The organism is Methyloligella sp. GL2 (genome assembly GCF_013341275.1).
GTDB lineage: Bacteria > Pseudomonadota > Alphaproteobacteria > Rhizobiales > Methyloligellaceae > Methyloligella.
Genome location: NZ_CP054476.1, coordinates 2,876,553 through 2,889,002, shown reverse-complemented (window position 1 = coordinate 2,889,002; position 12,450 = coordinate 2,876,553). Strand labels below are relative to the sequence as shown.

At 64.4% G+C, this 12,450-nt stretch carries 12 protein-coding genes; 9 read left to right on the top strand and 3 right to left on the bottom strand.

The features are described from left to right. Positions 1-3: 3 nt before the first annotated feature. Together HT051_RS13465 and HT051_RS13460 are read right to left on the bottom strand one after the other, a co-directional pair. Complete coding sequence (locus HT051_RS13465; protein ID WP_174542512.1) at positions 4-426, bottom strand: hypothetical protein; 423 nt, start codon at positions 424-426, stop codon at positions 4-6. Between the two features lie 16 nt (positions 427-442). Next, entirely contained in the window at positions 443-826 is a 384-nt protein-coding gene (locus tag HT051_RS13460) for a response regulator (protein ID WP_174543026.1), read from the bottom strand. Positions 827-1,068: 242 nt separating this feature from the next. On the opposite strand from HT051_RS13460, the gene HT051_RS13455 reads away from it, so the two are divergent. After that, positions 1,069-1,530, top strand: a complete 462-nt coding sequence (locus tag HT051_RS13455) for a MaoC family dehydratase (RefSeq protein ID WP_174542511.1) — start codon at positions 1,069-1,071, stop codon at positions 1,528-1,530. A gap of 78 nt (positions 1,531-1,608) precedes the next feature. Further along, on the top strand, positions 1,609-2,550 hold the full coding sequence (locus HT051_RS13450; protein WP_174542510.1) for a bifunctional riboflavin kinase/FAD synthetase: 942 nt from the start codon (positions 1,609-1,611) through the stop codon (positions 2,548-2,550). Between the two features lie 150 nt (positions 2,551-2,700). On the opposite strand, the gene HT051_RS13445 is transcribed toward HT051_RS13450, so the two are convergent. Beyond that, positions 2,701-3,429, bottom strand: a complete 729-nt coding sequence (locus HT051_RS13445; RefSeq protein WP_174542509.1) for a hypothetical protein — start codon at positions 3,427-3,429, stop codon at positions 2,701-2,703. 45 nt (positions 3,430-3,474) lie between these two features. Between HT051_RS13445 and ileS the strand changes: the two genes are divergently transcribed. The 7 genes from ileS to HT051_RS13410 all read left to right on the top strand — a co-directional run bounded on the left by ileS (position 3,475) and on the right by HT051_RS13410 (position 12,027). Continuing rightward, positions 3,475-6,456 carry an isoleucine--tRNA ligase gene (gene ileS / locus HT051_RS13440; protein ID WP_174542508.1) on the top strand — a complete coding sequence of 994 codons (2,982 nt, stop codon included), beginning with the start codon at positions 3,475-3,477 and terminating at the stop codon, positions 6,454-6,456. Positions 6,457-6,467: 11 nt separating this feature from the next. Next, a complete protein-coding gene (gene lspA, locus HT051_RS13435) occupies positions 6,468-7,001 on the top strand; it encodes a signal peptidase II (protein ID WP_174542507.1) in 534 nt (177 codons plus the stop codon). 92 nt (positions 7,002-7,093) lie between these two features. Next, the gene (locus tag HT051_RS13430) at positions 7,094-7,633 is read left to right on the top strand and encodes a hypothetical protein (RefSeq protein WP_174542506.1); all 540 of its coding nucleotides are present in this window, start codon (positions 7,094-7,096) and stop codon (positions 7,631-7,633) included. A gap of 121 nt (positions 7,634-7,754) precedes the next feature. Beyond that, entirely contained in the window at positions 7,755-8,030 is a 276-nt protein-coding gene (locus tag HT051_RS13425) for a hypothetical protein (protein WP_174542505.1), read from the top strand. A 39-nt stretch (positions 8,031-8,069) separates the two neighbouring features. After that, the gene (locus HT051_RS13420) at positions 8,070-9,362 is read left to right on the top strand and encodes a pitrilysin family protein (RefSeq protein ID WP_174542504.1); all 1,293 of its coding nucleotides are present in this window, start codon (positions 8,070-8,072) and stop codon (positions 9,360-9,362) included. Between the two features lie 12 nt (positions 9,363-9,374). Further along, positions 9,375-10,637, top strand: a complete 1,263-nt coding sequence (locus HT051_RS13415) for a pitrilysin family protein (RefSeq protein ID WP_174542503.1) — start codon at positions 9,375-9,377, stop codon at positions 10,635-10,637. A 67-nt stretch (positions 10,638-10,704) separates the two neighbouring features. After that, positions 10,705-12,027 (top strand): glucose-6-phosphate isomerase, encoded by a 1,323-nt coding sequence (locus HT051_RS13410; RefSeq protein WP_174542502.1) that lies wholly within the window; start codon positions 10,705-10,707, stop codon positions 12,025-12,027. Positions 12,028-12,450 lie beyond the last annotated feature (423 nt).

The following is a 12,450-nucleotide window of genomic DNA, read 5'->3' as shown; positions in this document are numbered from 1 at the left end:
GCGCTAGGCGCCGTCGCTTCCCTTGGCGAGGAGACTATCGACCAGCGACTGATCCAGCCGCTCGTCATCCTCGCGCGGTTCGTGGGTCTCCGCCGTCGGCAGCGCCTTGAGCAAGGCCCCTCTCGCCTCTTTCAAGGCGGTTTGCGCCCGCGTCGAGGCCTGTCCCACCTGATCGTCGAAGCTGCACGAGGTCATGATCTCGATCACGGCCTCTTCGGCGATCTCCTTCGCCTTTTCCGGCGTTTCGCTCTCGCAAGCTTCGAGAATCCGTTCGCAGGCGGTCAGGATCGCAGTCGCAGCCGTCTCCGCCGTGCTGCGGATTCCTGCCAGCTCCTTCAGCGCGTAGCAAAGCTTGCCGATCTCGGCGGCTGTCGTTTCGCAGCCTCCGATATAGCGGTCGTCGCAACGACCGGTCTGCTGGCTCATGGCGATGTCTTTCGGACTAGCGGCCGAAGATCGATTCGATCTTGGTGCGCAGCGTGGCGGCGTTGAAGGGCTTGACGATGTAGCTGTTCACGCCGGCCTGGCGCGCGGCCATCACATTCTCGGCCCGCGATTCGGCGGTGACCATGAGGAAGGGCGTCTTGGCCAGGTCCATGTCGGAGCGGACTTCGCGCAGCAGCTCATAGCCGGTCATCGGCTCCATATTCCAATCGGAGATCACCAGCCCGTATTGCTTGTGCCGCATCATATCCAGCGCCGAGGTCCCGTCGGAGGCCTCGTCCACATGGGTGAAGCCGAGCTGCTTCAACAGATTGCGGATGATACGGACCATGGTGCGGTAATCGTCGACGACGAGGACCGACATATTCGGATCGACACTCATTTCCCATCCCATGCCCCGCATTTCGCCGAGCACGCCTTGTCTTGTGGCCGCGGAGGCCAGTGCTTTATTCATTCCCCCGACTCCCCGATTGGAGCGGCAATTGCTGAAAATCCTACGCTCCGCCCATGAACGGACGGTTAAGTTTGACGCCGGCTTAACGCCTGCGCGGCGCCGAGACGTTTGCAGTCGGCAAGGGGCTTGGCTATTTTGCGCGCCGACCGACCAGAGGTAAGGATCAATCCATGAGCGATGACGCGGTGCCGGCTGAGGCAGCCCTCGGCCACGGCTATTATTTTGAAGATTTGTCTCCGGGTATGGAGGCCAGCTATTCCAAGGTCATCACCGCGGAGGATGTCGACCGTTTCGCCGTCCTGTCGGGCGATGTGAACCCGGTTCATGTCGACGAGGGCTTTGCGGCGACCACCATGTTCAAGAAACGCATCGCTCACGGCTTCCTGACCGGCGCCTTGATCTCCACCGTGCTCGGCACCAAGCTCCCGGGGCCTGGCTGTATCTACCTGTCTCAGGATATGAAGTTCCGCGCGCCGGTCTATCTCGGCGACGAGGTCACTGCGACGGTCAAGATCGCCAGCCTGGATGCGGCCAAGTCCCGCGTGGTGCTGGACTGCGCATGCACCGTAAACGGTAAGCCCGTGATCACTGGTCAGGCCGTGGTGATGGTCGACCGCAAGGAACAGGCCTAAGAGTGAGCCCGGCGAGAACAAGGCTGGGGCGAGACGAAGGCCGGTAAGACGACCGGCAAGGCTGAAGGACGAATAAGAATGGATGTGGTCCGCGGCTGGCAGGACGTGCCTGCCTCTGCGCGAGGCGCGGCCCTGGCGATCGGCAATTTCGACGGCGTTCACCGCGGTCATCAAGCGTTGCTTGGCCGGGCCGAGGCGCTTGCCAAGGCCTCCGGCGGCAAGTCGGGGGCGATCATCTTCGATCCGCATCCGCGTCGCTTCTTCTCCCCCGATAAGCCCTTCTTCGAGCTCACCCCGGTGGATGTGAAGCTGGAGCTTCTGGAGGAGTTCGGCCTCGATCTGGCGGTGGTTATCCCGTTCGATGCCGATTTCGCCGGCTATAGCGCGGAGCGTTTCGCCGAGGAGGTGATCGCCGGTGGTCTCGGTGCCAGCCATATCGTCGTCGGCCACGATTTCAACTTCGGCAAGGGCCGCAGCGGCGACCCCGAAACCCTTGCCAAGTTCGGCGAGAGGCTGGGCTTCGAGGTTTCCGTGGTTCCGGCGGTGACCGAGGACGGCGCCATCCTCTCCTCCAGCCAGGTGCGCGATGCGCTGGCCAAAGGAGATATGCGGCTGGCCGCCAGCACGCTCGGCTATTGGTGGCGCATGCGCGGCAACGTGGAATCGGGTGCCGGCCGCGGTGCCGGGCTCGGCTTTCCCACCGTGAATCTGCCACTGGCGCCGGGCAACGAGATCGCCCACGGCATTTATGCGGTCCGGGTCAATGTCGAAGGCGAGATCTATAGCGGCGCCGGCTATGTCGGGCCGCGCCCCACCTTCGGCGACGGTGCGCCGACTTTCGAGGCCTATGTCCTCGATTTCGAAGGCGATCTCTACGGCAAGAATATCGAGATCGAGTTCATCGAGAAGGTTCGAGACGACCGCAAATTCGACACGCCCGAAGAGCTTTCGGCCCAGATGGACGACGATTGCGCCAAGATTGCCGAGATTCTGGCCAAGGCGCCGGCCACGCCGGTTTGATCGCCGCCGCGCGTTACCCTACTGGATTGTCGGCAGCGCCGTTGCTAGAAGGCGGGACACCACGGCCCGGAAAACCCGGACGGATAAGCGGGATAGAGCACACCGAAATGGCGAAGTGTGAAGCGCCGGAACGCGACCCTAAGGCCGCTGTTATGAGCTTTGCGACGTTCCTGGGCGCGATGAGCCGTCCGGGCGCCACCAGGGCGTGGCCGCTGCGGCCCAGAAATTGGCCATTGGCGGCATGCCGAACGGCGTATCTTGCCCCGACGGTTTCCATGATGGCTTCCATGTCGGCTGCCACGGCGACAGCGACGAGGTCGAAGCCCAAATCTGCATCCACGGATTGGCGCCCGGCGCCGAAAGCAGCATCTGTTTCTGCCACGGCATCAGCCAGGGCCACAGCGTCTGCCAGAACTGCATCCAGGTGGAGACGGCCTGCCAGTTGCGCTGTATCTCTTGCGGCTGCATTGAGGTCCAAAAGCTCATCCAAAGCTTATCCGGCGACGATGGCTGGCCCCAAAGCGACGGCGCGGCCTGCTGCGGCTGGAATTGGGGCAGGAACTGCGCCCAGAACTCTTCGATCGGCGTCCGCTTCGGCTCCGGCGGCTTCGGCATCCAGACGGCCATCCAATCGAAAACCGTGGGGAAGCTCGGCTCCGGCTCCGGTGGCGTCTGGTTCTCCAGCGCCATCCATGGCATGGATGGCCAGCCTGAGGTTTGCCCGGGCTGAAATTGCTGGCCTTGAGCCATCCATGTTTCCGGCGACCAGAGCGCAGGCAGTTGCGGCGCCTGAGACGCCTCCTCCCGCGTCTTGCCGGACGAGGTCTCAGGGGCGGTTCCCGCGAAGGGCAGAGCCCAAGCCGATACGGCCAAGCTCATCGTCTCAAGCCAATTTTCCAAAACCACTCAAACCCCCAAGTATCCATGACTGAGCTTGACTCAAAAAAGCCGCAAGAACCACAGCCGTCTCAATCGGGGAACGGCGAGCAGGCGGAGCGCAATTGGAGCGAAACCCTGTTTTTGCCCAAAACCGACTTCCCGATGAAGGCCGGTCTGCCCCAGCGCGAGCCGGAAATCCTCGCCCGCTGGGAAAAGATCGGGCTCTACGATCGCCTGCGCCGGGAGGCCGAGGGACGCGACAAGTTCGTGCTGCATGACGGCCCGCCTTACGCCAACGGCAACCTTCATATCGGACACGCGCTGAACAAAACCTTGAAGGACGTCATCTCCCGCTCGCAAGGCATGATGGGCAAGGATGCTCCCTACGTGCCGGGCTGGGACTGCCACGGCCTGCCCATCGAGTGGAAGGTGGAAGAGGGCTTTCGCGCCAAGGGCAAGAACAAGGACGAGATCCCGATCAACTCCTTCCGCCGCGTCTGCCGCGAGTTCGCCGAGAAATGGGTCAAGATTCAGTCCAAGGAATTCCAGCGCCTCGGCATCGTCGGCGATTGGGACAACCCCTATACGACCATGGCTTTCGAAGCCGAGGCGATCATCGCCCGCGAGCTGATGAAATTCGCCATGAACGGCACGCTGTATCGCGGCTCCAAACCGGTGATGTGGTCGGTGGTAGAGAAGACGGCCCTGGCCGAGGCCGAGGTCGAGTATCAGGAGGTGGTTTCCGACACCATCTTCGTGAAGTTCCCGCTTGTGCAGGCCGAGGGCGAGCTGTCCGGCGCCGCCGTGGTGATCTGGACCACCACGCCCTGGACCATCCCCGGCAACCGCGCCATCGCCTATTCGCCCGATATTCGCTACGGGCTCTACGAGGTGACCGCCGCGCCGGAGGACAATTGGGCGAAGCCCGGCGACAAGCTGATCCTCGCCGATGTGCTGGCCGAGAATCTGGAAAATGCCGCCCGCATCGAGGGCTGGACCCGCATGAGCGATGTCGATCCCGCTAGCCTAGGCGCGGTGCAGCATCCGTTGCATGAGCTCGGCTACGATTTCGACGTGCCGCTGCTGCCCGGCGAGCATGTCACCGCCGAGACCGGCACCGGCTTCGTGCACACCGCACCGGGCCACGGCATGGAAGACTTTGTGCTCTGGGAAGACAGTAAGGCCGAGCTTCAGGCCCGCGGCATCGACCCGGCCATCCCCTTCACCGTGGATGCCGACGGCTTCTACACCGAGGAGGCCTACGGCTTCACCGGCAAGCGCGTCATCGACGATAAGGGCGAGAAGGGCGATGCCAACAATGCGGTGATCGAGGCGCTGGTCGAGGCCGGTAATCTGGTCGCCCGCGGGCGTCTTCGCCACGACTATCCCCATTCCTGGCGCTCCAAGAAGCCGGTGATCTTCCGCAATACGCCGCAATGGTTCATCGCCATGGACAAGGCGCTCGGCGGGGACGGCGACACCTTGCGTAATCGGGCGCTCAAAGCGATCGGCGGCACGAGCTTCGTGCCCGCCGCCGGCGAGAACCGCCTGCGCGGCATGATCGAGAGCAAGCCCGACTGGGTGGTCTCGCGCCAGCGCGCCTGGGGCGTCCCCATCACCATCTTCCGCCACGCCGAGACCGGCGAGGTGATCCCCGGTGCCGGCTTCGCCAAGTCGGAGATGCTGGAGCACCGCATCGTTGCCGCCTTCGAGCAGGAGGGCGCCGATGCCTGGTTCGCCGAAGGCGCCAAGCAGCGGTTCCTGGAAGGGGTGGTCGACAATCCGGACGATTGGGAGAAGGTCGACGACATCCTCGATGTCTGGTTCGATTCCGGCTGCACCCATGCCTTCGTGCTGGAGCACCGCCCCGATCTGAAATGGCCGGCCGACGTCTATCTGGAAGGCTCCGATCAGCATCGCGGCTGGTTCCAGTCCTCGCTGCTGGAGGCCTGCGGCACCCGCGGCCGCGCGCCTTACGAGGCGGTGGTCACCCACGGCTTCTTCGTCGACGAGCAGGGCCGCAAGATGTCGAAATCGGCCGGCAACGCCGTAGCGCCGGAGAATGTCATCAAGCAGTCCGGCGCGGAGATCCTGCGGCTTTGGGCCATGTCCTCCGACTATTGGGAGGATCTGCGCATCGGCCCGGAGATCCTCAAGGCCAATGTGGATTCCTACCGCAAGCTCCGCAACGCCATGCGCTTCATGCTCGGCAATCTCGCCCATTACCGCGAGGAGCTGCGCGTGGAGCCGTCGCAGATGCCGGAGCTGGAGCGCTACATGCTGCACCGGCTCGCCGAGCTGGATACGTTCGTGCGCGAGAATTACAACGCCTACGACTTCAAGCGCATCTTCCATGCGCTGTTCAATTTCTGCGTCGGCGATCTTTCCGCCTTCTATTTCGACATCCGGAAAGATGCGCTCTATTGCGAGCCTCACGACAGTATCGTGCGCCGCTCGGCGCTGACCGTGCTCGATATCCTGTTCGAGGCGCTTACCGCCTGGCTCGCGCCGATGCTCTGCTTCACCATGGAGGAAGCCTGGCTCAACCGCTTCCCCGGCGAGGACAACTCGGTGCATCTTCGCCAATTCCCCAATATCCCGGACACGTGGCGCGACGAGGCGCTGGCCGGGAAATGGAAGCAGCTGCGCAGCCTCCGCCGTGCCGTCACCGGCGCCCTGGAAATCGAGCGTAAAGAGCGCCGCATCGGCGCCAGTCTCGATGCCGCGCCCAAGGTCTACATCGCCGACGATGCCATGCGCGCCAGCCTCGAAGGCCTCGATCCGGCCGAGATCTTCATCACCAGCGGTGCGGAGATCATCGAAGGCGAGGGGCCGGAAGGCGCTTTCCGTCTCAGCGAAGTGCCGGGCGTTGCCGTCGAGGTGATCGAGGCGGTGGGCAAGAAATGCGCCCGCTCCTGGAAGATCTCGCCCGATGTCGGCGCCGATCCGGAATTTCCCGATCTCTCCCCGCGCGATGCGGAGGCGGTCCGTCAGTTCGACGCCCGCCGTGCCGCCGCGGCCGAATAGGATAGCCGTCCATGGTAGCCGAGACAGAGACAAGCGCTGAGGTCGGCGCACGAACCTATTGCGGTCTCGGCCTTGCCGTGGCCGCCGCCATCGTCATCGCCGATCAGGCCAACAAGCTCTGGTTCCTTTTCGTCTATGGCATTGAGGACAAGGCGCCGGTCGCCGTCGCGCCGTTCCTGGACCTGGTGATGGTCTGGAACCGCGGCATCAGCTACGGGCTCCTGCAGCAGGACGGCGCCTTCGGCCGCTGGATGCTGATTATCTTCGCCCTCGGCGTTGCGCTGGGGCTGGGGATTTGGCTCGCCCGCGTGCCCTCGCGCCTTGCCGCCATCTCGCTCGGACTGATCATCGGCGGGGCCATCGGCAACGCCATCGACCGCATCGCCTATGGCGCAGTGGCCGATTTCTACGCGCTGCATGCCTTCGGCTTCGAATGGTACGTCTTTAACGTTGCTGACTGTGCCGTGGTTGCCGGGGTCATCGGACTGCTTTATGACTCATTTTTCGGCAACCATAAAAAGGTCTCAAACCCCTCTAACATGTAGGAAAAGCGGGGATTTGAGCCAATTTCTGCGCTGGATACGAGGGAAACGTGGGGCAAGCCCAGACCAAAGCGAGGATCGATGCTGCTGCACGCATGACGCGTGGGCTGCTCGCTGCCTGCCTGGTGCCCTCCGTGCTGGCCCTTGGCGGATGCGGCGGTGTCGAATTCCAGGGCAAGATCTTCGACTATGCGGGGCTTTCCGGCGAGCGGAAGCAAGAGGACACCCAGATGTCCGAACGTGCCCCGCTGGTGATCCCGCCCAACACCAATTATCTGCCGCCGCCCGGCTCCGGCAATGCCGCTTCCCAGCCCAACTGGCCCACCGATCCTGAGATCGCCCGCCAGCAGCTGGTCGAGAAGCAGGCCGAAGCGGAGAAGCAGAAGGCCGCCTCCACCGAGCCGCTGAACCCCTATGCCGGCAAGGAAACCCTGCTGGATAAGATCTTCGGCGGCAACAAGACCAAAGAGGCGGCGGTTAGCGATATTCCCTCGCCCGATCCCGCCGATCCGACGCCGCCGGTCAACCGCTCGGCGACCAAGAAGCGCGCGCCGGAGCCTTACAAGCCTCCGGGAACCGTGCCGGAGAACAACGATCCGTTCCATCCGAGCGCCGGGACCTATCAAGGCTCTTAACGGCATAGCGGGTTCGTACAAGTACGGCCCCTCCATTTCCCGTAAGCTCGGCGTGAAGCCGGATGTCTGCGCCCGCGTCTGAACGGGCGGCGCGCGAGATCCCATCTGTTTGCGAGGAACGATGCGAAATTGTCTGATCAAAGCCGTGCCCACCCTTGCGTTTCTGACGCTCGCCCTGGCTGCGCCCGCGCATGCTGAGGACGAAAAGCCGAAATGCGAGATCGCCGAGGTGAACCCGGTCACCGGACACGTGTTCTGCATCAAGCCGATCGGCGCACCCGTCGAGCCTCCACCACCCGATGTCGCGACGCGGCCCTGCGACGCGAACGCCCATACCGAGGGTGATTGGACTTTCGGCCCCAAATGCAACGAGCAGCCGGCCCCTGCAGGCGAATGATGAAACTCTGGGCCGTTCCGTGCTAAACGTTGGCCCGATATGCAGAAACCTTCGCCGAAAATCTCCGAGTTCCAGCTCGACAACGGGCTGCAGGTCGTGGTTGTTCCCGACCACCGCGCGCCCGTAGCCACCCAGATTCTCTGGTACAAGGTGGGCGGCGCCGACGACCCCAAGGGCGCGTCGGGCGTGGCCCATTTCCTCGAACATCTGATGTTCAAGGGGACCGAAGAGATCCCCCCCGGCCAGTTCGCCAAGATCGTGGCGCGCAATGGCGGCGAGGATAACGCCTTCACCAGCCACGACGTCACCGCCTATTTCCAGCGCGTCGCCAAGGATCGGCTGCCCAAGGTCATGGCCATGGAGGCCGACCGCATGGCCAATCTGCGCCTGTCGGAGGAATCGGCCCTGACCGAGCGCGACGTGATCCTGGAGGAGCGCCGCTCGCGGGTCGATAACGATCCGGGCAGCATCCTGCAGGAAAAGGTGATGGCCGCCCTGTTCGAGACCCACCCTTACGGCATTCCGATCATCGGCTGGGAAAACGAGATCGCCAAGCTCACCCGCGACGATGCGCTGGCCTTCTATAAGCGCTTCTATGCGCCGAACAACGCCATCCTGGTGGTTGCCGGCGATGTCGAGCCGGAAGAGGTGCGCCGCCTCGCCGAAGAGACCTACGGCAAGCATGCGCCCAACCCGGAGCTTGGGCTCCGCAAGCGCACGCCCGAAGCGCCCCACGCGAAGGGCGAGACCATCCGCCTGGCCGATCCGCGCGCCGGCCGCATCACCGTGCAGCGCCATTACCGCGTGCCGAGCTATAATTCCGCGACTAAGCCAGGCGAGGCCGAGGCGCTGGATCTGATGATGCGGGTCGTCTCCGCGCGCACCGCCGGCAAGCTCTATCGCCGCCTGGTGGTTGAGGAGAAGATCGCCGCCTCCGCCGGCGGCTGGTACGCCGATACCGGGCTCGATTCCGGGCGTCTGGCGCTTTACGGCGTGGCGGCCGAGAACGTCACCGCCGAACAGCTGGATGACGCGCTCTCCCGCTTCATCGCGGATCTGAAGCGCGACGGCGTCACCCAAGCCGAGCTCGACCGGGCCCGCAATGCCTATCTCGCCCAGTTCATCTATGCCGCCGACAGCCATCAGAGCCTGGCCCGCCATTACGGATGGCGCATGGCCACCGGTATGACCCTGGAGCAGATCGAGGCCTGGCCCGACCGGCTGAAAAAGGTGACGCCGGAGGAGATCGCCGACGTCGCCCGCACCTATCTCACCGACGAGAATTCCGTGACCGGCATTCTCGAGCCGGCCGCTCAATCCCTTGCCGCATAGCTAGTCCCGCCCATGCAAGTTCAACGCATCGAAAGCCCAGGCGGCATCAAAGCCTTCCTGGTCGAATCCCACGACAATCCGCTCGTCGCGCTCCGCTTCGCCTTCCGCGGCGGGGCCGCGCAAGATCCTGACGGCAAGGACGGCCTCTCCTATTTCGTCACCGGCATGATGGACGAGGGCGCCGGCGATCTTGACGCCGCCGCCTATCAGGAGCTGGAGCAGTCGCTGGCCATCCATATGGATTTCGACACCGCCCGCGACGTCATCACCTGCAGCTTCCAGACCCTGACCGAGAACCGCGAGGCCGCTTTCGAGCTTCTCGCCAAGGTGCTGTCCGCGCCGCGCTTCGACGCCGATGCCACCGAGCGGGTGAAAGGGCAGATCCTCGCCAGCCTGAAATTCGATCAGAACGACCCGGTGAATATCGCTTCGCGCGCCTGGACCAGTGCCGCCTTCAAGGGCCACCCTTACGCACGGCCCGTGAAGGGAAGCCTCGACACCATTCCCGAGGTCGAGCCGGCAGATCTGCGCGCCTATGCCGACAAGGTCTACGCCAAGGACAATCTGACCATCGTCGTGGTCGGCGATATCGACGCGGCGACCCTGGCCAAGGATCTCGACCGCATCTTCGGCGCGCTGCCGGAGACCGCCGAGCTTGCGGCCATTCCCGATGCGACCCCGGCGGAAGGCCCGTTCCGCGAGGTCATCGAGATGGATATCCCGCAATCCATCGCCCAGTTCGGCCAGGCCGGCATCATGCGCACCGACCCGGATTTTCTGCCCGCCTATATCCTCAACTACATCATCGGCGGCGGCGGGTTTAATTCCCGCCTGATGGAGGAGGTGCGCGAGAAGCGGGGGCTGGCCTATTCGGTCAATTCCCACCTTTTCCCCTTCGCCCATGCCTGCGTCTTCATGGGCCGCGTCGCCACCAAGAACGAGGCGGTTGGCCAGTCGCTGCAGGTGATCCAGACCGAGCTGGAACGCCTCGCCGCCGACGGCCCCACCGAGGACGAGCTCGATGGCGCCAAGCGCTATCTCACCGGGGCTTATGCGCTTCGCTTCGACTCCTCCGCGGCAATCGCCAACCAGCTGCTCTGGCTGGAGCTTGAAGGGCTCGGCGTCGACTATGTCGATGAGCGCAACGCCCTGATCGACGCCGTCACCCTCGACGATGTCGCTCGCGTCGCCAAGCGCATGCTCCATGCCGACCGGCTGATCACCACCATCGTCGGCAAGCCCGCCGAGATGCCGCCCCAAGCACTCGCTGGATAAGGGCGAACGCGCGTCTCGAAGCCGCGTCTAGAGCACTCACGCCAAAACCTTGAGGGGACGAACGATCATGGCATTCGTGCAATCGGTGGAAGCTTGTCTCGAAGCGGGGATCGGCGAGGGCGGCCTCAGTCCGCTCGCCTTCGAAAGCTATCTCGACCGGCTCAAGCCGCGTATGCACAAGCTGCACGAGGAATACGAGTCCGGCAGCCTGCCGATCCTGCGCGTCGCCGAGCGGCGCGACGACATCCCGCCCATGGTCGAGGCGTTTCAGCGTCTGGCGCAAGGCGCCAAGACCATCGTCTTCTTCGGCACCGGCGGCTCCAGCCTCGGCGGACAGACCATCGCTCAGTATGGCGGCTGGTCGATCCCCGGCGATAATGGCGACCGTAACGGCCCCAACCCCCGCACCCGCTTCTACGACAATCTCGATGCGCGGACCTTGGAATTGAGCCTCGCCCGGCTCGATCTCGAGACCACACGCTTCATCCTGATCTCCAAATCCGGCGGCACGCCCGAGACCCTGACCCAGGCCATTGCGGCGATGGAGAGAGTGCGGACCCACGGGCTCGAGGAAAAGATGCCGGAGCTGTTCTTAGGCCTCACCGAGCCGGCCATGCCGGGCAAGACGAACGGCCTGCGCGATCTGTGCGAAGCCTACGGCATCCCGGTTCTGGACCACGATACCGGCATTGGCGGCCGCTTCTCGGCGCTGACCAATACCGGGCTGTTGGCCGCGCTCGCCCGCGACATCGATCCGGTGAAGATCCGCGAAGGCGCCGCCTCCGTCATCGCCGCCATGATGGCCGATGGCGAGCCGGCCGATTTCGCCCCCGCCATCGGTGCTGCGGTCCAGATCGGCCTTGCCAAGGAGAAGGGGATCAAGGCGAGCGTGCTGATGCCCTATTCCGACCGGCTCGGCCGCTTCGCCGCCTGGTTCGTGCAGCTCTGGGGCGAGAGCCTCGGCAAGGACGGGAAGGGGACCACGCCCGTCGCGGCCTTGGGCCCGGTCGATCAGCACAGCCAGCTGCAGCTCTATCTCGACGGCGCGCCGCAGCATCTGATCACCGTGCTCCGCCCCGGCGGCGCCGGCGCCGGACCGCGCATCGCGCCCGATCTCGCCAAGCTGGCGAATGCCGATTATCTCGCCGGCAAATGCGCCGGCGATCTCGTCGCTGCCCAGCAGAAGGCCATTCCCCAGGCCCTGATCGATGCCGGCCGGGCCGTGCGCACCATGGATATCGAGACCCTGGATGCCGAAACCCTCGGCGCGCTGATGATGCATTTCATGCTCGAGACCATCCTCTCGGCACATCTTTTGGGCGTCGATCCCTTCGACCAGCCGGCGGTGGAAGCGGGCAAGATCCTCACCCGGCAGTATCTGGGGGCTTAGGGGTCATTTTGGTTCTCTAGCCTCGCTCAAAGCACCTTCGTCATGCCCGGACTTGATCCGGGCATCCACGCCGTTTCGTCTCAACGCGACCAGCGCTCCTTCGACACTCCGGTGCAAGCGGCGGGGTAACGGCATGGCCCCCCCGGATCCGGCTTCGCCGGTCCGGGCGCAGGCTCAAGTCATGCCCGGGGATGGCGACAAAGAGGAGCGGCACGGCCTACCCCCTCCCCCTGGAAGGGGGAGGGCCGGGGTGGGGGTCGGCAGCGCTGGCCGGTGCTCTCAGGCCAATGTGACCCCCCTCTCGCTCCCCCCTTTTAGGGGGGAGGACCAGCCGTGCTCTATGGCGCCCGCGCCAGTCTCTCCCGTCATGGCCGGGCGTGTCCCGGCCATCCACGTAACAGCGCTGCTTTCTCCAAAATCGTG

Bases quoted from the DNA above. Each gene is read 5' to 3' on its own strand.
- HT051_RS13430 (WP_174542506.1), top strand. From the start codon at position 7,094: ATGACGCGTGGGCTGCTCGCTGCCTGCCTGGTGCCCTCCGTGCTGGCC.
- HT051_RS13415 (WP_174542503.1), top strand. From the start codon at position 9,375: ATGCAAGTTCAACGCATCGAAAGCCCAGGCGGCATCAAAGCCTTCCTG.
- HT051_RS13450 (WP_174542510.1), top strand. From the start codon at position 1,609: ATGGATGTGGTCCGCGGCTGGCAGGACGTGCCTGCCTCTGCGCGAGGC.
- lspA (WP_174542507.1), top strand. From the start codon at position 6,468: ATGGTAGCCGAGACAGAGACAAGCGCTGAGGTCGGCGCACGAACCTAT.
- HT051_RS13465 (WP_174542512.1), bottom strand. From the start codon at position 426: ATGAGCCAGCAGACCGGTCGTTGCGACGACCGCTATATCGGAGGCTGC.
- HT051_RS13445 (WP_174542509.1), bottom strand. From the start codon at position 3,429: ATGAGCTTGGCCGTATCGGCTTGGGCTCTGCCCTTCGCGGGAACCGCC.
- HT051_RS13460 (WP_174543026.1), bottom strand. From the start codon at position 826: ATGAGTGTCGATCCGAATATGTCGGTCCTCGTCGTCGACGATTACCGC.
- HT051_RS13455 (WP_174542511.1), top strand. From the start codon at position 1,069: ATGAGCGATGACGCGGTGCCGGCTGAGGCAGCCCTCGGCCACGGCTAT.
- HT051_RS13425 (WP_174542505.1), top strand. From the start codon at position 7,755: ATGCGAAATTGTCTGATCAAAGCCGTGCCCACCCTTGCGTTTCTGACG.
- ileS (WP_174542508.1), top strand. From the start codon at position 3,475: ATGACTGAGCTTGACTCAAAAAAGCCGCAAGAACCACAGCCGTCTCAA.
- HT051_RS13410 (WP_174542502.1), top strand. From the start codon at position 10,705: ATGGCATTCGTGCAATCGGTGGAAGCTTGTCTCGAAGCGGGGATCGGC.
- HT051_RS13420 (WP_174542504.1), top strand. From the start codon at position 8,070: ATGCAGAAACCTTCGCCGAAAATCTCCGAGTTCCAGCTCGACAACGGG.